Origin of the sequence: Arenibacter algicola (assembly GCF_018860365.1) — a bacterium.
Taxonomy (GTDB): domain Bacteria; phylum Bacteroidota; class Bacteroidia; order Flavobacteriales; family Flavobacteriaceae; genus Arenibacter; species Arenibacter algicola_B.
The window spans coordinates 96,982-120,056 of sequence record NZ_JAHKPO010000029.1; the positions used below are offsets into that span (position 1 = coordinate 96,982).

The following is a 23,075-nucleotide window of genomic DNA, read 5'->3' on the forward strand; positions in this document are numbered from 1 at the left end:
GATTAGTTTTGATTCATATTGATCAATGTGCGGCGAGATTCTCGGAGGGAATTGATTTGTGATAGTTTATGATTATAAACAATTAGGTTGTCCAAAATGGTTTCCAGTTTAAGGTTAATGGCATCGACCTTCTTTAGCCGTTCCTCGGGCAAAATGATGGCTTTGGTATTTATAATTTCATTGCATTGTTGAAATAGATTTTTAGTCTCCAAAAGAGCGTTGGTGGCATAACCAATAAATTCATCGATTTCCTTTCGCTCCAAATATTCCAATTCTTGGACGGTCTGTTTGGAAGTTCTATATGCTTCGAGAATCTTCATTTTTAGTTCTATGGCCAAACTCACATCGGTCGATCCGGTCACATATTTGGGTGCCTGTTTCTTAGCTTCTAGCTCTTCTTTCAGAATTTCTCTGGATTTAGAGGTTTCATTATTGTTTTTCTCCATTAGATTAATCAACTGGGACAAGTTTTTATTTACAGCTTTTAGCTCTAGGTTGATATTCATGAGCTGGCTGTTGACCATCCCAACGCTAGTGTTGGTGGCAACATCTGTAACTGGAATCTGGGAAAAAATTGCTAGGTGGAGCATTAGACTCAGAATTACTGGGGTTAGTTTCATTTTTTTGGTTTTATAGGTTATTGTCAAAGGCATATGCCTTAGCCGTCAATTCCCAATTTTTATGATTTTTATTGTATAGTTGTTTGATCTTGGCACTTTCGGTGGGGTTGGTTTCATAAATACACTTTTCTTCCAAAGATGTTTCCACACCATACACCTTTACCTTGTCCATCCAACAAAATGCAACCTCACGGAATTTCCTGTCTTTTGGTAGGTCTTTGTTGAGAGAAAGAATGAGTTGTTTCTGTTTTTCACCCAATCCCATTAAGGACTGTATTTTATCAAAGGATCTGGCAAAGTCGCGCATATCCAAAAACACTTTTATATGCGAATTGACCACAATAGCATTTTTGATGATTTCAGAGGATATAAAATCATCAACTTTTTGGGAAATGAAGATTGGCTGGCCGCCCAACTTTCTGGCCATTCTGGACTGGTTGTTAAAGTAGTGTACAAGTTCCGGTCTTACTAGAGCCTTCCAGGCTTCGTCGACGGCCAGTATTTTATTAATGGATAATTTAGAAGGGTCGTGCATCTTCTTGTTGAATATTTCCATAATCATCAAGGCGGTAATAGGAAATAGCAGTTCGTTATCAATCAATTTGCCCAATTTGAAATAAATAATCTTTTCATCACTTAGGCTGGAAATCCGATCGTCCAATTTGTTCAGTAAGCTTCCCCTTGTGCCATTGGCATAGTATTTTTCCAAAAGGAACATGAACACATCAGGATCGAACTTTTCCTTTGGGACCTTTTTAGTTTTAATATAGGTTGCAATGTAGATTTTGCAGTATTCAAAAAAGGTATCGAACTTATAATTTTTGTCTTCATTTTTCCACATCCATTCGTAATAGTCGGTAATCAAAAATTCCAAAACGGTATTCGTTATTTCTGATCCGCCTATATTCCCATCCTGACCAATAATCAATTTTAGAAGGGTTACAAGGTAAACTAGCTTTCCTTGAGCCAACGTTTTGCCCTTGACGTCACTTTCAAGAGAATCATATTTGTCCAATAAAAAGGGGTTGAATGTAAACGGCTTTTCATCATCGTGCTGCAACGTTACACCGCCAAATACTTCAGTAAGTCTATCGTATGAGTTGCCATCTTCCATAATTATGGCCTCCGCGCCCTGTCTTAGTTCGGAAGCAAAATAATGATTGGCTAAATAAGACTTGCCACCACCTGATCCCGAGGCGACCAACATGCCCCGATTGAAGATCCAATCTTTTTTTTCCGGTTCCCTGTACACAGATACTGAAAGCGGTTGACCAGATATTCGGTCAACCAACCGCAATCCATCAACAGCCCTGGTTGCATCTTTATAACCACCTTCAAAATAGAGTAGGGCAGTGGCCATATCACTGGGCATGGGCATGTACATATCGGAAGATATCCCGATTGCGTTTCCGGCTACACCTGCAAAGAAAAGGTTCTTACGGTCTATGGTGTTGTGTTTGGCATTTATCCTTAGTTTTTTGAAAGCGCTTGTAATGGAGTTTTCCATTTGCTTGGGCTGATTCCCTACTTCATCAAAACCAAAAACATTGAGATGGTAAAAAACAGATTCCTTATGATTTTCCAAAATTTCTTTGGTATAATCATAAATCTGGTCCGCATAGATGGCATTGCTGTCATCTTTTTTGCCATTACCGAACCGTAGAAAGCTTTTGGCTTTTTTTCTTAAGCTTGTGAGGACTTTTTCTTGATTTGGAATATAGATATATTGGTTAATAACGTGCTCATGGGGAACTTTGAAACCTAAAGAAAAAAGATTGCCTATAGGAAACCGGTTTTGTCGGGTAGTGAACTTTCCATAAAATTCGTAGGTACCGATATGGTCCTTATTAAACTGGTCCAAGTTTTCAAGGGTAAAAAACTGTCCTTGTTTATTACCCACATGTATGGTGTTGTTGTCAAAATCTACATCCACCAGATTTGTGTTATTTTCCTTAAGGCCAAAATATTTTGCGTAAAGTCCATTTTGGGAAAATAAGTCGTTGTATTCAAGAATATGCGATGCTATGAGTCCGGAGGAATTGATCAGATTGTTCACGTTCTGTACCTGAGCTTCAAAATCTGCTAGCAAACTACTATTGATGAATTCATCGGGAACGGTTTGGGTCAGATAGAAATCCCGGTTTTTCTCTAAAAAGGAGTTCGCCCGTTTGGAATTGTATTTGATATAGTTTTCTGGAACAACACTGATATATAAATAATGCGTTCCAACTAAATAGGGACGATCTTGAAAATGTTTTTCGTTTGCCCTTTCCATCATATCGCCCTGCAGTCTTTCTGATATGGGCGTATAGTTTTCCTGGAGGAAGAAATCTTGCCTATGCAAGAGTCTATTTGGGCCTAAAATATTTATGATGTTCAAGAAAAGTTCTTGAAGGGTACCATAGTCTTTGGTGTCCAATGTGAACACTTCGGGTAGAATAAGCTGTAATGGAATTGTTAAACATCCCCTTTCTTTTGATATTAATGCCTGCCGTTCATATCCGTATATAGGGAATGCATCCCAAAGAGCTACCTGTTTTCCCATAACAATAGATTTTTATAGTCATTGCCTATTTTGATGGAATCAGGTTTGGAAGCATCTGCAAGTTTTTTGACAAAGCCATTGGCACCATAGGTCCTGGAGTAAAATAGCAAGATCATGAATACGACGACAATTGCTATACCAGTAATTAGCATGGCAAGCAACATAGAAATAAAGGTGGATAGAATAAGACCAGTTATAATGGCTGCTGTACCAAGGTATATACAGTAATAAATGTATTTTGCGTTGAGACCTTTGTAATAGACATCTTTTTGCAGCCCTTTCTTTATAGGAATGTGGCAGTTTTCCATAATACGGGAAATTTAGATGTTAGCTATTTCCTCACCTATGGCGATCAGAGCAAAAAAAATGGCGATACCAATAATAATCTTGCCCAATTTATTGGCCAGGTCCGTCTGCTGATCTCGAATATATAGATAGGTCAAACCGGTTATGGCAATGGCCACACCAGCAATAACCTTAATAATATCGACAATTTCCCTGGAGAGGTTTTTCGAATCGTTCTTGAAATCCTGTGCTTCCTGAAGCAGTTGATCGAATTGACCATAGGAGCACACGGTTATGGATAACAGAATTAAAAATAGAAGAAATGTTTCAATTTTCGGATTCCGGCGGTATTTCATTGGCCGTATCCTTGTTGCGGATGACTTTGAGTTTTTCATGCTTTTTGCGAGTTATGGAATTTGAATCATCTTCAAATGAACCCTCTCTAAAAGCTTCCAAAAGTTTAGAAGTGTCTTCCACTTCGTTTATCTGGTCGAGTACAGCGTTTAAATCGGTCTTATCATTATCTGATTTATATACAAATTTATCATTTAAACGCAAATAATCTAATTTTTTTGAATGTTTTTTTGTTTTTGTGCTTTTTTTGGATAATAGCACCCACATGATATACCCGTACCAAACAATGGCAAGACCGAACAATATGTACCAGTAACTGCTCAAATTTCAGTTTTATTTTTGCTCAATGAGCGTAATTAATTTTTCATAATTTCTATTCGTAAAATCCATCAAAACCTTTCGGATCAAATCGTTCCTTGAGGTTTTGACACCCATTTTGTAGGAAATACCCATTGCCAGTTTTTCGTACTTCATTGCACAATCGCTGTTGATGGTCATAAAAAAGGTTTCTTTTTTATTTTTCAATTTATCGGTTTGCAATAACACATCCAACTGTTTTCCCATATTATGGTTATTTTCAGAAGGACTATCTTCCTTCGGTTTCCTATTTTTCTCCAACTTGTTAATAGCATCCTCCTTTCTAACGTTGAGGGAAGTGGTTTGTTGTTTTAGGCCCATACGATCTAGTTTGAGCTGTTCTAGCGTACTTGATGTCTCCTGGTTTTTATTTGCCATTTGCTCCAGCAGATCAAGTGTGGTGATTTTTTTCTGTTTTCCCATTGAAATCTAGTTTATAAATTCGATAACTGTTCTAATTCTTCGAGGAATTTTTTAATATCCATATCCCCTTCTTCCTTATTTTCGGGAATAGGGTATAGGGTATTCCTGTATTGTTCCTTGTATATAGTCCTGTCCTTGACCACACTTCGCATTATAGGGATGCCGGCTTCTTCGAACTGTTGACGGAGCAATGAAAACTTGTTTTTCCTTACCAATTTATACTTGTTGAAAAATAAGTTGACACTTTTGAGTACCCGCTCCTCATTGTCCAGAAAGTTGTTCTTTAAGGTAAAATAGAAATTGGAGGTGCTGTCTATTTCCAATTCGTCGTGGGTAAATGGGATGAAAATATGTTCCACATATAACAGGCCCTTGACCATTTCTATGTTCAGACTCCCGGGTAGATCCAGTATAATATAATCCATTAGACCGTAATATTTCATAATTGTGTCTTGGATAGATCCCACTGTTACCCGTTCTATAGTGTAAGGCTCCAATTCCTTAATTTCCGAAGCATCCAAGAAACTAAGTTCACGCTGTCTTTTTTTATAGATCGAATACTGTGGATTGTCACCATCAAGGAGCACTACCTTTTTTCCTTTTGCATAATGAAGATTGGAAGCAAGGATAAGGTTTAGGGTCGTTTTTCCTATACCACCTTTTTCACCTACGATACTTATAATTTTTGTTTCCATAATCTAGATATATATTTTGATATGTACATATATTATTGAGCCGTTATAATCATATATTGGAATATGAATATATATTTATAGGGATATATTTACATATAAATATATTTGAATATGCACCTATATTTATATTTAAATATATGTATATAATTAATTAATAATCAGGTTTTTATAATAAATAATTTAATGTAGGATCATATAAAACCATATCAAAACAGATAGGTACAGTGGGAGGTTCCATATGGTTTTATGCATTGATTTTTGCTGAGGATTTTTGAACTTTTTACTAATCATGTAGAGGATATTATTACCACTTTTTACGCCTGGATAGAGTTTTGGTTTTTTTTCATCACCTCAATATGGTTTATTAGTGAAACTCAATTTTGAGAAGTCAGTAAGACGCAATGAAAATTGAAAGTTGAACTAATCCCGCCATTTTCGGCGGGATCTAAGTTCAATGCCTTGACCCTGGGGGCGATTCCTATTATGGGATTCAGGGCAAGCCCTGAGGTTTAATACCTTTTAATTAAGTTTTTGAAGGGACGGGAATTAATATAATGCTGGTTTCTGTATATTTCCAAATCCCTCCGGAAGTCGAGCAACACTTCCACTACAACCCTCCCCATGCGGACACGCTTCGACGGTCCACTTGGGAAGTCTTTCCCCTCCAGTTTTCCACGACCTCCTCGGGACCGCACAAAAGTACAAGCGCCCAAAAAGTCGCTTGACCTTTCTTCGCCCAACCCACAAAAAATAGTTGTATTTCATTGTTTCTCAACATTTCCAATGCATCAAATAAGACCATATAATTCTTATGCCTGTACCCGTTTATATCCATATGGACTGATATGCATTTGAGATGTAAAATACTGATTATTAGATTGTTGTAATCAATTTTATTCTGCTATATTTATCCGTGTAGACGGATAGCAAGTTATGTTTTAAGCATCTTAAAACGCCTACTTCTTACGAAGTGAAAAACGATAAAATCGATTCAAAAAATGGTTAGTAACAGAGGCGGGAGAAAACATTTGGGGGACAGGAAGCGAGAGCATGCCATAACGCTTAGGTTCAATCGCACGGAACTGGAAAAGGTAAAGGCCATCCTGCAATCCTATAATCTTGATTTTCGGAAACGGGGAACCGTCGGGCCTTTCCTAAGAAAGCTTATCCTAAACAGGGAAACCATAAAAGAGAAACGAGTTCCAGATGAAATATCGAACCTCAGTTACCAATTGAACAAAATAGGATCCAACATCAACCAACTGGTAAAGGTGGCCAACTACAAGAGTATGCGAAGCCCAAATGCTAGTCTAGAGCGGGAGATGCAAAAGGTTAGCGAACTGATGATAGAACTTATAGAAACGATCAACAACGGAAATTAAAATGATAGCAAGGATACTATATCGGAATAATGTGCAGGGGGTAATGAATTATGTATTGGGCAAGGCCGATAGCATTATACTGGGCTTCCAGAACACCTATTCGGAAACCGATACCAACACAGCATTTTTCGGTAGGGTCCTTTGCTATCTCGGCAATCGGCACGATTCTGAAAGTCGATATGTACATGCGACTATCAATCTTCCCCGCGGCGAACATTTGGAAGACACCGACTTTTTTGAACTGTCCAAAGCGTATATGGAACATATGGGCTATGGAGAACAACCTTATATGGTGGTACGCCACCACGATACCAAGCACGAGCATGTCCACATAGTCTCGACCACCATAAGGGAAGATTGTCTGCAGATAAATCTTTCCAATGATTTTAAAAGGAATGTAGCCACCCAAAAATACCTTGAAAAACAGTTCGGCCTTTCCCCGTCTCCTGATAAACGACAGGACAGGGAACTCCCAATTTATCGGATCCCGCAATTCAAGAACGAGGACATTAACGGGGTCAGGTTCTATATACAGGATATCACAAACAATATGCTCCAGAAGTACAAGGTGCGAAGCTTTAAAGAATTGTCCGAAATATTGAGTCCGCATCATATCCATTTAAGGATGGTAGACCACAATGGCAGGGATGGCGTATCTTTTGGGGTCGATGTAGAAAATGGCTACAGTTCAAGATTTATCAACGGCTCTAACGTACATCCTCAATTAAGCGGCCCAAAACTGCAAAAGGTTTTTGAACGGAACGTAAGTTCCAAGCTATTACCTATGGTCAAAAAGCGTTTGGAAAAGCAAATAGTAACGACATATAAATTGTTCAAGAACATTCACATGGAAGACCTGCCGGATGTATTTAAATCCTATCAGAATCTGGATTGTGAATTGCTTTACGGAAGGAAAGGCCAACTAAGTGACATTATTATCTATGATAAATCAGGATTTATTTGTAGAACTTCGGAAATAAGTTCGAGGATAAATTTCGCAAACCATCCACATCTAACCAATTCCGTGAATGGGCAAACCAGCATAGATGTGGATAGCAACCAGTTTGTTCTTGAAATACAAAAACTAATAAAAAATGCCTTATACAAGGCCTATTTCGATGCCAATAAACGTGATATATTGTTATCGGAATTTGTATCGCTCATAAGTTTTAAGGAGGTGCTTCCCTTTTTGGCGAGTTCGGAACGATATGCATTTCTAAACCATTACATATCCGAAAATAATGGTAGTACCTTGTTGATTTCAGTACAAAAGGAAATTGAGAGCATGCGAGATATGTTGGGTATAACGGAATCAAAGAAAGAACTCAAAATACTGGAAAATAGGGTTTCAATTATAAAAAAGGTATTGGAAGCCAATGTATTCGATATTTCGGGGAGTAAAAGTACCTTATTTTATTTGTTACAAGGTTTGGGCCTCAAATATAGTAATGGCGCTATATCCTATATCAACTCTGATGTCCATTCGGTTAAGATGTTCCTGGACAATTATTATATACCAAATGAGAATGAAGCCTACATATCCTTTGGTTGTATCAATCAAAATGAAAGGGTATTGGAAATGTTAATGGAAGAAAAAAGAGCTAGGGCTGCCGATTTAAACGCTACCGCTTTTTTCCTTCCCATGCTATTACCCCAACTATACGGTTCAATGAGATCGGATTATGGAAAGTGGTATGAAGAACATAGTTTGAAGGCATATCTCCATAAAACGGAACGGCTTCATTGGCATTACGAAAAATCCGCAATCGATTATATAAAACTGTTCAACGCCAAGGGATTTAATTTTAAGCTAATAGGGAATGATATTTCCATCACCTCTATTTATTCAAAACATGGGGTCAGTATTCCGTTAGCATTAAAAACCCAGGCATACCTTAAATCGATCAAGAATTTAGATCAAGTGTTGAACGAGCAATCCAAAACAATATCCAACATATTGGATGAGGGTAGGGGACAGCTTAAAAACTTATGGCTTTCCTATTTGATAGAAAAAGAATTATACGGTAAAGCTGCTTTTATGATGGTCTACGATAAATTACGTCCAAATTTGGATATGGACGTTATGGAATACCATTTTGAAAAGGGATTGCGTGAACGGTTACTTCAAGTATCCAAACGAAAGTTAAATGCGCAACAGACAACTACTTTGCGTAGGAGTGCCTTTGTCTTCAGTACGTTTTTAGGAAATAGACCATATAAGGATGAAGAAGTATTTAATGGATTTAAGGACGAGTTTACAGATTATTCCAAACGTAAAGGAATTTACCTTTATTGATTAGTCGATTCTGTTCCGGAAAACATTTAAATCATAATATAGGAAATTATTTATGTGAGATTAGATTGATTAGTGTTGTGAACAAGAGTAGGTTCTACCTCTCTTGTTAAAACAAAGGTAATTTTTTATTATATTTACCCTCGTTAATAAAACGTAAGTAATTATTACCCTCATTCAAAATGGCAGCATTTAATAGAAATACGCCCTACAATAATTTACCGTTATTACCACCAAAGACGGCATTGGAAACCACTAATGTCTTGCGAAAGACCATTGATGCCAGTAGGGCTCTGGCACAGCTAAACGGTATGCTCACCAATTTGCCTAACCCTACGCTGTTTTTGGACACCATACATTTACAAGAAGCAAAGGCTAGTTCCGAAATAGAGAACATCATAACTACCAATGATGATCTGTACAAATCTATAGTGGCGGACAAAAAGTTTGATAACCCTGCAACTAAAGAGGTGATAAGCTATAAAGAAGCCCTTTGGAATGGTTTGCGCGATATAGAAAAACGTCCTTTTATAAGTACAAATTTGTGCATTGAAATTGTTCAGAGTATTAAAAAGAATACCGCTGGCATTAGAACAACGCCAGGAACTGCTTTAAAAAATCCAAAAGGTGAAACTATCTACACGCCACCTATAGGTGAAAATGTGATAAGAGAGAAATTGGCAAATCTAGAAACCTTTATTAATGGTGAAGATGCTATGGACCCATTAATAAAAATGGCATTAATGCATTATCAATTTGAAGCAATTCACCCCTTTAACGATGGTAATGGGAGAACAGGACGTATTTTGTTGTTACTCTATTTAAAACTTGAAAAATTGCTGGATACACCCGCTATTTACTTAAGTGAGTATATTATAAAAAATAAAGCTGATTATTATAACAAACTACGTGAGGTTACCGAAAATAATGCATGGGAATCGTGGATATTATATATGCTCGATATGGTAGAATATACTGCTAAAAAGGGATTACAGCGTTTAAAGGACGTAACCGATTTAATGCAAATAATGACCACGGAAATTAAAGAAACCTTGCCAAAAGTATATACTAAAGAGCTTGTAGAAATATTATTTAGATTGCCATATACTAAAAGACAATTTTTAATCGATGCCAAATTAGGAACACCCAAAACTGTTGGTAATTATCTAATAGCATTGGAAGAAGCTGGGTTTTTAATATCTGAAAAAGTAGGTAAAGAAAAATTATACCTCAACCATAGGTTAATGGCTGTTTTATAGGCATCCTAGGTGTCTAAAATCGTTTAAGGAAATGAAACGTATAATTGATATTTATAGAATTTTATGAAAGCCCATTTGTTGAAGATTCACCTCAAAACCGCAATCTAGAGGGAATACAAAAAGGTGACATTTAGAAAAACTGATATTGGTTGGACACATTGTCATAAATAAAATAGAATTTTGTAAAAAAGACTATTAGCATATAGGTACTTAAAGTGTTAATGCTAATTAAGTTTTACTATTTTAGAGGCTTAATAATACTTCAAGATAGTTAATGGCATTATTCCAAACATCCGTACTTAAATCACATCTCGCTTTACTAAACGAAGCAGCAGTCGATAAAGCATATAAAAAATATCAAAAATACTTCTGGAACACTGCGATACAGGAAAATATTAAAAGTGCAAAAGAAGAACAATATCAAGCAATATTTCTTAATGAATTATTCGTTAATATATTAGGCTATACGTTATTTCCTAACCCTAACTCAAACCTGACTACAGAGTTTAAAAATGAAAAGAATGCACGTAAGGCAGACGGTGCAATTCTAAAGGATGGAAATGCTATTGGAGTCATTGAATTAAAAGGAACCAATACGAAGGACCTGGAGAGTATCCGTAGACAAGCGTTCGATTATAAAGCAAATCAAAGAGGATGTGTCTATGTAATTACATCAAATTTTGAAAAGCTACGTTTTTATATCAACGATGCCACGGAGTTTGAAGAGTTTGATTTATTCACACTTTTACAAGACAGATTTAAACTACTGTATTTATGTTTACATATTGATAGCATTCTTAATAATACATCCCTAAAAATTAAAGAGGCATCTATTGTTGTAGAAGAAGAAATTACCAAAGCTTTTTACAAGGATTACTCAATCTTCAAGCGTGAACTATATCGCGATTTGGTTAAGAGGAATGCTAAAACCGTAAGAATTAGGTTAGGAGCAATAGAGGGTATTGAAAATCAAGAAGATATTGCACGCCTCGAGAAGAATGTAAAATTAACCTTGTTCAAAAAGTCTCAAAAACTAATAGATCGTTTCCTGTTTGTATTTTTTGCAGAAGATAGAATGTTATTACCTTCTAATTCTACGCTTCAAATATTAAATAAGTGGAAAGATGATTGGGATTTCGGCGATGAACGTCCGTTATACAATCTTTTTAAGCAGTATTTCAATTTTCTGGACATAGGCCGCAGAGGAACAGAAAAACGGGCGGAAATCTACGCATACAATGGCGGTCTGTTTAAACCGGATACCATTCTTGATGCACTGGAAATCGACAATGACCTTTTGTACAAATACACAACAAAATTATCTATTTATGATTTTGAAAGTCAGGTAGATGTAAATATACTAGGACATATTTTCGAAAATTCTCTTAATGAAATTGAAAGTGTTAACGCAGAGATAGAGGGTGATAATTTTGACAAACAGACCAGCAAGCGTAAAAAAGATGGGGTATTCTATACACCAAAGTATATTACCAAGTATATAGTAGAAAATACGGTTGGTAAACTTTGTGAAGAAAAGAAAATTGAGTTAGACTTCCACGAAGAAGAGTATTTTAAAGGTCGTAAAAATCGTAATAAAACTACCATAGAAAGGCTTGTTAAAATTCTTGATGAATATCGAGATTGGTTATTGCAATTAACAATTTGTGACCCTGCTTGTGGTTCTGGAGCGTTTTTAAACCAAGCTCTTGATTTTTTGATTAAGGAACATACCTATATTGATGAACTAAAAACCAAAATTTTAGGTGGTGGTTTGCAGTTTCCAGATATTGAAAACACCATTCTTGAAAATAACATTTATGGTGTAGACTTGAACGAAGAAAGCGTGGAAATCGCCAAACTTTCACTTTGGTTACGTACTGCACAGCCACGCCGAAAACTGAACGACTTAAGCAGCAATATCAAATGTGGGAACAGTTTAATCGATGATAAAAAAGTTGCTGGTGACAAAGCGTTTAAGTGGGAAAATGAGTTTCCTGATGTTTTTGCTGATGGTGGTTTTGATGTGGTGATCGGGAATCCGCCTTATGTTCGGCCAAGAAGCCTCAATTTCATTCAACAAGAATGGCTAATTAAAAATTTTATTTGTGCGGAAAACCAATTTGATCTATACCATTTGTTTATCGAACAAGCTGAAAATATAAAGAAACCGGATGGGATTGTTTCTTATATTCTTCCAAACGCTTTTTTAGCTAATGAAAATTCTAAGAAACTAAGAAAATACATATTGGATTTTTGCACAATCAGTACTATAATTGAATGTGGGTCAAAGGTTTTTCCAGATGCTTCAGTAGAAGTTCTTATATATATCTTTTATAGTAAGGCTGAAGTAGCTCAATTTGGTTTTCTTGAAAATACACAATTCGTGAGGTCAAATTATTTCAATCCGAAACTGTTTTATGATAATTTCAATATTAATTTCACTGTAACTCTATCAGAAATAGGGATGAAATTACATCAAAAAATAAAAAAGGCATCTCTAAAACTTGGAGACTTAACTGACGTAATGGGAGGTATTAAGGAATATCAGGTAGGAAAAGGTAAACCGCCACAAACAAAGGAAGATAGAGAGTTGTCTAGGTTTAATTCTACGTATAAAACTAATGAAACCTATGTTAAAGAAGTACGAGGTAAACATGTAAATCCATATTATTTGGATTGGAATGAGGAGTACATAAGTTATGGGCCATGGCTTGCAGAACCAAGAAACCCCGAATTCTTTAAGGGGACAAGACTATTTATGCGACAAATCCCAGGAAGGAATAGACTATATGCTTGTTATACCAATGAAGACTTTGTAGTAGACCAATCGGCATACATAATAAAACCTCAGAAAGAATCTGAATTCGAAATTAAATCTATACTTCCATTAATAAATTCTAAACTTATTTTTTGGTACTATCGAAACGAAAACAATGAATTTGACCAATTATTTCCAAAAATTAAATCAAAAGAAATTAAAAATCTTCCGATACATATAGATTTTAAATCTGTAGAAGATAAGATGCTTGATCGAGCAAATATTCTAAATAATTTGAATGATAATCTATTCCAAAGTCTAAAAGATTTCATAAAATTCTTAATTCATACTCACATATTAAATGGGCTTTCTAAAAAACTCCAAAACTGGCACGAACTCCCTTTCAGCGACTTCATAAAAGAACTCAACAAAGCCATAAAAGCAACTAATAAATTAAGAGCAGTAGAAGATTTATCACTTGTTCCAGAATTGACCAAAAAGGATGAATTTGAGTGGATGGAACTTTTTGAGGAGAACAAGAAAAAAGCACAAGAACTGCAAACGCAAATCGCCACTACAGAAAAAGAAATAGATAAGATGGTTTATGAATTGTATGGGCTGACGGAGGAGGAAATTAGGATTGTGGAGAAAAGTAATTAAGAAAGTAATCTCATGGGTAATGGTGAAAGTTGAATTAATATCAATCATTAAAGCTTGGGCGGAAGAGAGGATATGGTTCCTTATAACTATAATTGTATTTGTAATTTTAGTTGCTACTCCTCTAGCAAGAATAACAGCATTTTTACCAGATTACTTAAATCTATCTCAGGTTAACTCTAAAGAATATTTCGGCTTAATTATTGGAGCTATTGCATCCATTTTTGGTATTCTTATGGCTGTTATTATAATAACCCTTGAATTTTTTAAAGAGAGGCTTAACAAAAATGAACACGTTAATCCATTAGAAAACAAACTAATAAGAAATTCAATTTATAATTCTGTAAATCTTATTGGTTTGTCTTTTATAGCTTACATTTTCGTTGATAGTTTCAACACCGCAAAAAGCCTAACTATTGGCTATTTTCTAGGTATAATGTTCATAGCCTATATATATTCAGTTTTTCCGGTGTTAAAAAACATTATTGGTAAAAGCAGTCAAATAAAAAACAACATTGATTTAACCAACACTTTAATCCTAAATTCGTTTAAAACGGCTTCAAGATATAGACATAATAAACCAGAAGAAACAAATGAAGTGTTGAAAACACTTAAAAAGGAGTTAGACTCTTATATATTATCGAACAATGTTTCTTCTTACGAAAAAATTAATACGGATATTTTATCAAAAGCACTTATTTTAATTTCCAATGGACAAGACAGAAATAGCTGTGATGTTATTATTAGCGGTTTAGTGTGGTTATGGAGAGAAAATTGTAAAACTGCTATTAGAGTTAATGACAATCAATACTTCGAGTTGGTTTGGAACTACTTAAAGGATGTTTATGTTTATTTTGCAAATAAAAAAGCCCCTCTTTTACACTTACAAGATTTGCATTTTTTTATAATTTTCGATTTTTTAAAATTGCATATAAAACTTGGTAATTCCATACCGCTTTCTACAGCTTTGGATTGTATAGAAATTTCCTTTAAGGCTAATCTTAACAATAATTGTCCAAAACAAGAAGATATTCGGGATTTAGTTGAAATGTATGAAGGTGTCAATTTTGAGGGTAATGTTTTTTACAACGATACTCAATGGGATGAGATTATAAGTATCAATGGTTGTTTAAGCAGAATACAAGAAACAGCAATTAAGATTGGAGATAAGGATGCTTTTGAAGAAAGTAGTAGAAGAATCCAAAACGTTTGTGCTGAATTGAATTTTCATGTTTCATCACTTGGTAATTATCAAAAAGGAATAATCACTTTGCAAAGCCTTACAGCATCGTTTAGTAATAGTCATGATGCTCTGAAAAGTGGAATGTATGAGAGTACCTTAGATTGTCTTAATATTCCTAAATATTTGATAAAGCGATTAATTGAAGAGGAAAATATTGATAATAGAGATATTAGAATAATTATCCAAACGCTTGCAGATTACATAATATTAGCATTTAAAGAAAAAAAGCTGTTTATGAATAAAACTTACGGAACCCTAAATGACTTCTGTATGATTGGTATTTATTCATTGAAATATTACAAAGAAAATAGTATTGCCAAACAAACTGTTAAATACATAATTAAAGTTTTAAGACATTTAAAGGAATTAGCGGAGGAAGACATGTCAACAATTAATTCAAATGACTATTTGGCAATAAAAAGTAGAATAAAACATTTTGCGGATGTTGCTGAAAGATGTGATTGGAATAATGAATGTGAAAAACCGGTAAAAAAGTGGAGGAAGATCCAAAATGATTTTAAAAATGTTTCAGAAGATATTGATTTTGGTATCGTGAAATGGAAGTTGAATAACAAAATAAAATAAATAATATTACACAAATTAAAAAATGGGGTTTAATCTAGGGACTTACAAAATATTAATTAAATGAAATTATCGGAAAAAGAAAAAAACGCACCTGGCGGTTACTTAAGCAAAAGTTTTCTAGAGGAGTTAAATTTCAAAATGTGGTCTACAAAGGGTGCACGTTTCAATTGTGACAAGCGATTACGCACAAAAGGAAATGCTTCCAACGGTGGGTTGTCAATAATATCAGCGTATTTGATAATAGCAAGTTTAATAACGGTATTTAATATTGAGTTCGGTGTTAGTCAAGAAGTACTCAACTTCACAATTACTGGTTTATCTATTTTAGTTTTAGTATTTACACAGTTTGAAAATGCACAGAAATACGATTTAGTAGCAAAAACTCATCACGATAGTGGTTTAAAAATTTCTGAACTTTATAATGAATTAAGGATATTTAAAACATTGCAAAATAATCCTACTGATGAAGAAATTTTAGATTTTGCTCGGGAAATAGTAAGGAAATATGAAAATGTATTAAGCACATCTGGTAATCACTCAAGAATAGATTATGATAGATTCTTAATAACAAACATAGAATGGATGAAGAAAAATGAACCAGATAAAATCAAAAACCTTAACAAGGATAAAATTGCGTTTCTTTACTACTGGAATATATACGGGTGGTATTTACTGCTAATCATATCTCCCCCGATTTTATTTATATTATTAATGTTGTTTACCCAGACTACATATTAATAATAAAAAAGCAATCCAGACAGTTCATATATTTCAAAAATAAACTTGACTATTAAATTTATATAAGATATAAAATGAAGAAATTAATTTCTGAAATTGTTGTATTATTATATTTCTGTGGTAATTCACTTTATTAATTTTATTTAAAAAATGGGAGAGTATTCTAAAGAAATAGGCGAAAGAGGAGAAGACATTGTTGAATATCTTTTTAAAGAATTACTGGGATATCCACATTATAGATCTAATATTTCTATTCCATGTTCCTACGGTAGCGAACACAGCCCTATAAAAGATAAGATAAAGACAACCCATGGTGTTGATGGTTTAGTGTCATATACTACTCCACTTGAGAATACGTGTTTAGAAATAGGGGTTATTTCAGTTAAGTATACCAAGGATAAATACCCCAATGCCCCAAGAACCAAATTTAAAAATTACTTTGAGGATTTAGCATGGACACAACAATGTTTTGCACTTACAGATATTAAATCTGAAATAGAGAGTAAGTCTGTTAATGTTGATGATACTATTATTACAGGTGTACTTTTTTGGCTATCTGACAACGAAGATTCTAAAGATAAAGATTTATTGCATGACATCGCCAAATCTCAGTTTGCAGGCGATGGTTTAAAATTCGATAAAATTATTTTTGTCGACAATAGTCGCATGTCATTTATTTATGGTGTGCTTCAAAAATTTAAGGATAAATATGGTCCAAGCAATATTGACTTCATTTATCCAAAAACAGGACGTAATCTTTATCCTGAGCATAATGAGAATTTCGGAAAACAATTTCCAATGGATTTTTTCTCTTACGATATTCTTCCTTTAAGGATTGTTGATGAAAACAAAAGAATTTCTTTATTTCTGATTTGTAGAAAGCCATACGATAAAAATGAACTTGTTCAAATTGTTGGTCTAGCAAAAAGTTTTAATCAATTGGAAGCAACATCTGAAACTGTCATTGGATTTCCAGACTATAATAAAATTGATAACTCAGACGAAATTAATTCAGTATTGATGGGACTAGCTGATAGCAGTTTTTATTCTCAAATAAAAGTAATTAATTACAATACAGACTTTAGAAATATTTAATTTATGGAATCTCAAAACAGAACATTTTTACCTTACGGAGATAGTCTAAGAGTATTAATTGCACACTCAGAATTGTCTGCTTCCAACCATAGATCAATTTTAAACAATAAAGGAATCTTTTTAGGGGATTATGATAAGAATAATACTGTACCGGCGCTAATGAAGCTTTTACTGGATCCTTCAGAATTTCAAGAATTGATTGACCTCCAATCCTCAAAAGAGGATAATGAAAAATTTAGAACCTTAAAATTACCGTGGAAGAGTAATACTGATTTATTAGAGAATATCCCTGAAAACTTTAACCTAAATAAGCTAATTAAAGAAAGCACTTCATATAGTCCAACATTTAAAGTTATTGGTTCACCTCAATTTAAGCCAATTAATGGGGATAGAAACAAGATACTATTGGAATATATTGTTGAACGACAAAACAATACCAAAGGGTGGGACGAGCTCCGAACTCAACATAAAGGAAGCCTTACCCTTGAAAAAACCTCAGATGGTGGCCTTCAACTTATTCTAACAAAAACTCATACCGCTAAAGAGACTAATGAATTAGGAGAGGCTGTGTTAAAAAATCTTAAATCTCATTTTAAAAAAGAAAATTATATTTCAAATGAGGATGATTTCGAAAGGATACTATTCAATCATTTTCTTAATGAAAATAGATATCAATTTTTAGTGGGTTTTACAAATCCTTTTCACGGTTCAATTGATTTTATCAAACTTACTGATTTGACTGTTAGTCCAGATTCAAAAATAGTCCCACCTAAAGAAATTAAAGAATTTTTAGATGGTATAAACAAACTAAGACTACAAGGTGAAGCTCTACAGCAACATATGTTGATATCAAAAAAAGAATATCATGACAGAATAGTTTTTAGCTCCTTAACCATAAGATATAAATTCATGTTTGCAGAAGCTCGTGGCACTTGCGTAGTAGAATTCGTTTTTTCTGATTATGAAGATCAACAAAATAAAGATGCAGAATTCCAGTTTTATATTCAATCTATATCTCTAGAAAGAGCCTACCGACAGCACGCCAATAAACAAAAGGTCCGTAAGTTTTTAAATACAGCAATAGAAACGCAAAAGATATTTTTATATGAAAAATATAAGGTTTGAGACCATGAAAATTTAAAAAAAGAAATAATTTTTTATAATATCAGCTGACTCCAGAAAAATTTCGCCACGCTATTACGCAATCTATTTTTAAATCTTCTTCTTAAACTCTGTTAAGGCGTTTACAATGGCGGATTCCAAATCCTTGTATTCCTCTTGAACATCGGTCTGGTACACCACATTCTCCCCAATATTGTCTTTAGGAATAAACTCGTTGTCCTCTGTAAGAATCCATGCTGGATTATACCCTAGCGAGTAATAATATAAAACCAATTTTATAGTAGTCAGGGATATGGCCCCGCGTTCTACATTGACCAAGGTATTATAGTCCATATCAAAACGTTCGGTTATCGATTTAATGGAAAACTCGCTTGAACGTTTATTGCCGGTATCCTTTTCTATCAGCTCTTCGCGAATCATCCTTAAACGTTCGCTGATGTATGCGAAATCCTCAGTAGAGGCTCTCATCATCTCGTCAATATCTTTCATGTTTTTAATTTTAAATATAGATTATTCCTTATACATTTCTATAGGATAGCTCGACAATAAACTTTCCAAAGAATCAGTAAATACGTCTGTTTGAGTAACCGCCGAAACGCTTTCAAAAGTAGGTGTTTCATATTGCCTGCGAAAGGCATCTGCCAACTCCCTACTGGATTTACTGCGGTATTTCTTCATAAAATCTTTTGCAATGACCTCATCCTTTTCCAAGGATACCGCTATTTTATCGCCAATTTTGTGTTCGTCAAAAATAGCCAACTTTGGTTTATTTCCAGTACAATGAACATATTCCCGTTCAACAAGCTCATTGATATCTTTGATCACCTTTAAAAAATTAGCATCCAGAATCCTATCTATTTCCTTGTCTATATACATGCGATTTACCAACGCAGTAATATAGTGCTCTATATGTTGTGTTGAACCGGAATCATCCTTTGTCAATTCCTCCAATTTTTGTAGATGGTCGAACAATTTTAGCTCATGGGCTAAAGGAACGAACTGCATTTGTTTTATATGATTATCGTATTGATCTGCTGCAAACTCCTTAATGTAAATCGTATAAAAGTGCAAATAATTCGTTTGACCAAAATCAAGATTTCTCACAACATCAAAAAAGTCAAGCCTGTGTATCAGCTTCATTTTGGCGTCAACCAATTCCTGATGGTTTTCACTTTTAAATTTGGTATGTACGGGCATATCGTATTTCCCTTGTATCTTTTTGGATTCCATATTCGGTTTTAACAACCCATAACACAGTTTTTGTTCAATAGGGTTTTCAAAGGTGTCGGCTACAATGCCCCCAAAATAACCTGTAGACATACTGGTAATCTTGCTTTTTGGCAACAATTCCGAAAGAATGGTACTGAAATTGACTGTGGTATCGTTATTGGATATTGCCTTGCTTTTTTTTCCTTGATGGATGCGTCCGAATATCTCACTGATCCTTCGGGCCGTTTCCCCTTTTGCAGCTCCACTGAACACATTGGAGCAGTTGTCAAAGATGACCTCCGCCAGTTCCCTGCCGTAATCGGCTATCAATTGTGTAATGCTCTGTATCCCCAGTACCGTGGCAACATAATGGGACCTTCCGGTATCGATTATCTTGCGAAGTCCCATAATGAAAACGGTTGGGAGTTCATCCAGGATAAGACCCAAAGGCCTACAGCCAGGTTTATTTACCACTTGCAAAACCTTATTAATATAGAGTCCTATTGGAGCGGCATAGATTTCGGAACGGTCCGGATTATTTTGAATACAGACTATTTTAGGTTTTTGCGGGTTATTGATGTCCAAACGAAAATCGTTGCCTGTCATGATAAAATAGATTTCCTTGCTGGCCAACATGGAAAGTGATATTTGGGCGCTTGCGGTCTGACCGGCCAACTGCTGGCCCGCTTGCCGCTCCATGGCATCCTTGAAAGGAATCATCAGACTACGGACTTCTACTTCCCTCATCATAATTTCCAACAAGTATTCAATGTTTATTGTAGATAACGTTATGACATGTGGCAAAGTGCAGATATTCTCACCTGTCTCCTCGGATTTTTTCTTCAAGTACCAGATCAGCCCCGAAACAAAACTAATGGCACTTTTTGAAAAGAAATCACTGCGCTTTATCCAATCTTTGTTCAGATTTTTCATGATAATTGTAGCAGCATCTGCGGCATCGGTCTGGTTTCGCATTAAATATGGGTCGATAGGGTTACAGCGATGCGATTTTTCTATATTGTCAAAACTCAAGGTATAAAACTCGGGTAGTTTGGATTTTTCTTGAACATCGTTTGTGCGCTCCTTTTTTCTGCGCCAATAGTTGTAGGCCACCTTACTAAGCGTATCGAACTTAAAATCATAAATCAATAGCGTAAAGTTCTTTTCTATCATTTGCTCTATAATCTCTTCGATCAGCGCGAAGGATTTTCCACTACCTGGTGTACCTATAACCAATAAGGCCCGGAACAAGTTGACAAAATTTATCCACCCTTTCCTTAGTTGCCCTTGGTAATGGTATTCATAGGGAATGTTTACGGAATACTCTGTATCTATGAATTCTTCCATCTGCTGAAATGTTTCGTTCCGATCGTTAAAAGGGTCATCCTCGGCATCATTGACAAAGTCCATCACTTGGAAAATATGTACCGAACCAGAAACAGAAAACAGGAAACCGATATTATATAAAATCAAAGAGCACCAGAGCAAACTGATTTGGGAAGGTTTAAAATATCCTGTTATAAATAACAGTACACAGCCAATTCCAAAATACGTTAGGCCGGTCAAAAATGATTTGTCCTCTTTTTTTCTGGGATTATATAGCATAACCGAACCTAAAATGAACATCAATAATATTGTTCTTCCGGGTAAGGGCTCTTGCAAAGGCTTAAATCGAATAAGGAAATCATGTATGATTTGTGAAAGTTGTGAATCACATTCCAGATATTGCACGATCGGGTAATAGGAAATAAAGCCTATAATAGCAAAAAAGGTTACCGAAAGTAGCATGGCCGAGAATGCCAGATTCTTGTCGTTCATAATGTAATCAGAGTGTTAGAGAAACTTACCTAGTACAGATTGTCCTTTAATTCTTCTGATAAGGGGTCCATGAGTATCATTCTATCAAGTTTTGTAAGTTATTGTTATTCTTTATTTCCCATTTCTTTTTTTCAGGAGTAAGGGGAGCATTTTTCTTTAAATGCGCCCTGATTTCCGAAAAGGGAATGGTATAGCTAAATTTCAATCCAAAATCGCATTCCACGCTGTTGCTATTTATTGATTTTATGATACCAAGGTTAGGTGCGCCTTCAGGCCCTTTGGTTGTTTTCAATTCAATTTGATCACCGATGACCATAGCATTCGGGTTGAGGGTCTCCATTTTAACATATTTCACCTTCTTGGAATCCCTTAGGTCATCGTTCCAATCCTTTCCCTTGGATTTGTGGATAGTTGCCTTAAACGGGAGATAAAGTTCGTTAATGGTCTCTAACAGGATTTTGAAGAGATTTTTTTCTCCGTCAATATGAATGGTATTAAAAACTTCTGCTAAGGAAAATTCCAATATAATCCTGTCCGTAGATCTTACCCATTCGATAGAATTCGACATAAGTTTATCCCATCCTAGTTGGGACGTTAATTTTTCCTCCAGCAAGGTGATATGATTGGTCAATTGAGCCTGAACTTTTGTGGTGTAGTTGATATTAAGGCTTACATTTCCGTGGTTGTATGAACTTTCCAAATATACATTTGGATTAAAACGGTTGATAAGGTTGGTAAATAACTTTAGGTCAAACTCGAAACCTTTGATATCATTGTCCATTATGGATACCAGGGATACACCGTTTGACTTTAGGTAATCTTCGGTTAACTGACCGAAGAACTCTAACTTTTTTTGATACACGTTGCCACTAAAGGATACATAAAAATTATCTGGACCACCATATAGTTCATGGTAGGAGAGGAGGTCTATCCCGCTTTCCGCTACTATAATTTTTGAAGGATGCTTGATGGGGTTGGAATAAAATAGGAAATGATCTTTTTGGTTCAAGACTAGGCGAAACTTTTTAATTTTATTGTCTCTACTGCTCTTATATGTTTTATTGTAGAGGATATAATTTTGGGGATGGTCGTTCAAATCGTACTTTGGAAAGGCAATATTGGCGTTTTTATTGCTTATATCCCTTATGGAATAGGCATTTAGCAAACGGCCTTGAAACAATGGATCGTCAATTGTGGTCTTTGATATACAACGTTGCTGCCTTAGATAATGTGAGTTTCGCAATGGAACGATATTAAAATTTTCCTCCAAGGTTTTCCTTACTAACTTGGAACTTCGAACTTTCATAGGGGTATTTTCCATATAACCAATCCCATTCACTATTTCGAGACCGGCCTGAACGGCTTTAAAAAAATTAATGTTACGCTTCATCAAGTACATAAAGAAAAGCCCTTTGTCCTGGGAATCATTTCGGTTAAAATAGGTTACGGGTTCCCTGGCCATTTGTAGTACAATGCGATCTTTGTCGTTCTTAAATTCCATGGAACCTGCACTTTTTTTTATCAATTTGTACCCATTTTGATGTAAGTACATCGGAAAATTGACCTCGGAATTGATTTTTGAAATCAATCTTTTATAATATTCAGGGTCATCTATGTAGTTAGGACTTTGCATAGGA

At 35.0% G+C, this 23,075-nt stretch carries 19 protein-coding genes; 8 read left to right on the plus strand and 11 right to left on the minus strand.

What is annotated here, in order from left to right; translation table 11 throughout:
- Positions 1-2: 2 nt before the first annotated feature.
- The 8 genes from KO529_RS22350 to KO529_RS22385 all read right to left on the minus strand — a co-directional run bounded on the left by KO529_RS22350 (position 3) and on the right by KO529_RS22385 (position 6,114).
- Positions 3-620, minus strand: coding sequence for a hypothetical protein (locus KO529_RS22350; protein WP_215950076.1), 618 nt, complete (start codon positions 618-620; stop codon positions 3-5).
- Between the two features lie 10 nt (positions 621-630).
- On the minus strand, positions 631-3,165 hold the full coding sequence (locus tag KO529_RS22355; RefSeq protein ID WP_215950077.1) for a TraG family conjugative transposon ATPase: 2,535 nt from the start codon (positions 3,163-3,165) through the stop codon (positions 631-633).
- Complete coding sequence (locus KO529_RS22360) at positions 3,150-3,473, minus strand: DUF4133 domain-containing protein (protein ID WP_215950078.1); 324 nt, start codon at positions 3,471-3,473, stop codon at positions 3,150-3,152. The genes KO529_RS22355 and KO529_RS22360 overlap by 16 nt, the downstream gene beginning before the upstream one ends.
- Before the next feature lie 12 nt (positions 3,474-3,485).
- On the minus strand, positions 3,486-3,845 hold the full coding sequence (locus KO529_RS22365; RefSeq protein ID WP_110357174.1) for a TrbC/VirB2 family protein: 360 nt from the start codon (positions 3,843-3,845) through the stop codon (positions 3,486-3,488).
- Complete coding sequence (locus KO529_RS22370) at positions 3,778-4,128, minus strand: hypothetical protein (RefSeq protein ID WP_215950079.1); 351 nt, start codon at positions 4,126-4,128, stop codon at positions 3,778-3,780. The genes KO529_RS22365 and KO529_RS22370 overlap by 68 nt, the downstream gene beginning before the upstream one ends.
- Positions 4,129-4,137: 9 nt before the next feature.
- The gene (locus KO529_RS22375) at positions 4,138-4,584 is read right to left on the minus strand and encodes a hypothetical protein (protein ID WP_215950080.1); all 447 of its coding nucleotides are present in this window, start codon (positions 4,582-4,584) and stop codon (positions 4,138-4,140) included.
- 11 nt (positions 4,585-4,595) lie between these two features.
- Positions 4,596-5,279: a ParA family protein gene (locus KO529_RS22380; RefSeq protein ID WP_215950081.1), complete on the minus strand. Its 684-nt coding sequence runs from the start codon at positions 5,277-5,279 to the stop codon at positions 4,596-4,598.
- A gap of 607 nt (positions 5,280-5,886) precedes the next feature.
- Positions 5,887-6,114 (minus strand): hypothetical protein, encoded by a 228-nt coding sequence (locus KO529_RS22385; protein ID WP_215950082.1) that lies wholly within the window; start codon positions 6,112-6,114, stop codon positions 5,887-5,889.
- A gap of 163 nt (positions 6,115-6,277) precedes the next feature.
- Between KO529_RS22385 and mobC the strand changes: the two genes are divergently transcribed.
- From mobC to gapS4b, 8 genes are all read left to right on the plus strand, one after another.
- Entirely contained in the window at positions 6,278-6,661 is a 384-nt protein-coding gene (gene mobC / locus KO529_RS22390) for a plasmid mobilization relaxosome protein MobC (protein WP_215950083.1), read from the plus strand.
- A gap of 1 nt (position 6,662) precedes the next feature.
- Positions 6,663-8,957 (plus strand): relaxase/mobilization nuclease domain-containing protein, encoded by a 2,295-nt coding sequence (locus tag KO529_RS22395; protein WP_215950084.1) that lies wholly within the window; start codon positions 6,663-6,665, stop codon positions 8,955-8,957.
- Positions 8,958-9,136: 179 nt separating this feature from the next.
- Positions 9,137-10,213 carry a Fic family protein gene (locus tag KO529_RS22400; protein ID WP_215950085.1) on the plus strand — a complete coding sequence of 359 codons (1,077 nt, stop codon included), beginning with the start codon at positions 9,137-9,139 and terminating at the stop codon, positions 10,211-10,213.
- A 274-nt stretch (positions 10,214-10,487) separates the two neighbouring features.
- The gene (locus KO529_RS22405; protein WP_215950086.1) at positions 10,488-13,631 is read left to right on the plus strand and encodes an Eco57I restriction-modification methylase domain-containing protein; all 3,144 of its coding nucleotides are present in this window, start codon (positions 10,488-10,490) and stop codon (positions 13,629-13,631) included.
- Between the two features lie 19 nt (positions 13,632-13,650).
- Positions 13,651-15,456 (plus strand): hypothetical protein, encoded by a 1,806-nt coding sequence (locus KO529_RS22410; RefSeq protein ID WP_215950087.1) that lies wholly within the window; start codon positions 13,651-13,653, stop codon positions 15,454-15,456.
- Between the two features lie 60 nt (positions 15,457-15,516).
- On the plus strand, positions 15,517-16,194 hold the full coding sequence (locus KO529_RS22415; protein ID WP_215950088.1) for an SLATT domain-containing protein: 678 nt from the start codon (positions 15,517-15,519) through the stop codon (positions 16,192-16,194).
- 150 nt (positions 16,195-16,344) lie between these two features.
- The gene (gene gapS4a / locus KO529_RS22420) at positions 16,345-17,289 is read left to right on the plus strand and encodes a GapS4a family protein (protein WP_215950089.1); all 945 of its coding nucleotides are present in this window, start codon (positions 16,345-16,347) and stop codon (positions 17,287-17,289) included.
- Between the two features lie 3 nt (positions 17,290-17,292).
- Positions 17,293-18,414 carry a GapS4b family protein gene (gene gapS4b, locus KO529_RS22425; protein WP_215950090.1) on the plus strand — a complete coding sequence of 374 codons (1,122 nt, stop codon included), beginning with the start codon at positions 17,293-17,295 and terminating at the stop codon, positions 18,412-18,414.
- A gap of 87 nt (positions 18,415-18,501) precedes the next feature.
- On the opposite strand, the gene KO529_RS22430 is transcribed toward gapS4b, so the two are convergent.
- From KO529_RS22430 to KO529_RS22440, 3 genes are all read right to left on the minus strand, one after another.
- Complete coding sequence (locus tag KO529_RS22430) at positions 18,502-18,900, minus strand: hypothetical protein (protein WP_215950091.1); 399 nt, start codon at positions 18,898-18,900, stop codon at positions 18,502-18,504.
- A 21-nt stretch (positions 18,901-18,921) separates the two neighbouring features.
- Positions 18,922-21,438, minus strand: a complete 2,517-nt coding sequence (locus tag KO529_RS22435) for a type IV secretory system conjugative DNA transfer family protein (protein WP_215950092.1) — start codon at positions 21,436-21,438, stop codon at positions 18,922-18,924.
- A 76-nt stretch (positions 21,439-21,514) separates the two neighbouring features.
- Positions 21,515-23,071, minus strand: coding sequence for a toprim domain-containing protein (locus KO529_RS22440; RefSeq protein ID WP_215950093.1), 1,557 nt, complete (start codon positions 23,069-23,071; stop codon positions 21,515-21,517).
- Positions 23,072-23,075: the final 4 nt, after the last annotated feature.

Excerpts from the sequence above, each read along its gene's own strand:
- gapS4a (WP_215950089.1), top strand. The coding sequence starts at position 16,345 with ATGGGAGAGTATTCTAAAGAAATAGGCGAAAGAGGAGAAGACATTGTT.
- KO529_RS22380 (WP_215950081.1), bottom strand. The coding sequence starts at position 5,279 with ATGGAAACAAAAATTATAAGTATCGTAGGTGAAAAAGGTGGTATAGGA.
- KO529_RS22365 (WP_110357174.1), bottom strand. The coding sequence starts at position 3,845 with ATGAAAAACTCAAAGTCATCCGCAACAAGGATACGGCCAATGAAATAC.
- KO529_RS22440 (WP_215950093.1), bottom strand. The coding sequence starts at position 23,071 with ATGCAAAGTCCTAACTACATAGATGACCCTGAATATTATAAAAGATTG.
- KO529_RS22415 (WP_215950088.1), top strand. The coding sequence starts at position 15,517 with ATGAAATTATCGGAAAAAGAAAAAAACGCACCTGGCGGTTACTTAAGC.
- KO529_RS22350 (WP_215950076.1), bottom strand. The coding sequence starts at position 620 with ATGAAACTAACCCCAGTAATTCTGAGTCTAATGCTCCACCTAGCAATT.
- KO529_RS22430 (WP_215950091.1), bottom strand. The coding sequence starts at position 18,900 with ATGAAAGATATTGACGAGATGATGAGAGCCTCTACTGAGGATTTCGCA.
- KO529_RS22375 (WP_215950080.1), bottom strand. The coding sequence starts at position 4,584 with ATGGGAAAACAGAAAAAAATCACCACACTTGATCTGCTGGAGCAAATG.
- KO529_RS22385 (WP_215950082.1), bottom strand. The coding sequence starts at position 6,114 with ATGGATATAAACGGGTACAGGCATAAGAATTATATGGTCTTATTTGAT.
- KO529_RS22435 (WP_215950092.1), bottom strand. The coding sequence starts at position 21,438 with ATGAACGACAAGAATCTGGCATTCTCGGCCATGCTACTTTCGGTAACC.
- mobC (WP_215950083.1), top strand. The coding sequence starts at position 6,278 with ATGGTTAGTAACAGAGGCGGGAGAAAACATTTGGGGGACAGGAAGCGA.
- KO529_RS22360 (WP_215950078.1), bottom strand. The coding sequence starts at position 3,473 with ATGGAAAACTGCCACATTCCTATAAAGAAAGGGCTGCAAAAAGATGTC.
- KO529_RS22395 (WP_215950084.1), top strand. The coding sequence starts at position 6,663 with ATGATAGCAAGGATACTATATCGGAATAATGTGCAGGGGGTAATGAAT.
- KO529_RS22410 (WP_215950087.1), top strand. The coding sequence starts at position 13,651 with ATGGTGAAAGTTGAATTAATATCAATCATTAAAGCTTGGGCGGAAGAG.
- KO529_RS22355 (WP_215950077.1), bottom strand. The coding sequence starts at position 3,165 with ATGGGAAAACAGGTAGCTCTTTGGGATGCATTCCCTATATACGGATAT.
- gapS4b (WP_215950090.1), top strand. The coding sequence starts at position 17,293 with ATGGAATCTCAAAACAGAACATTTTTACCTTACGGAGATAGTCTAAGA.
- KO529_RS22400 (WP_215950085.1), top strand. The coding sequence starts at position 9,137 with ATGGCAGCATTTAATAGAAATACGCCCTACAATAATTTACCGTTATTA.
- KO529_RS22405 (WP_215950086.1), top strand. The coding sequence starts at position 10,488 with ATGGCATTATTCCAAACATCCGTACTTAAATCACATCTCGCTTTACTA.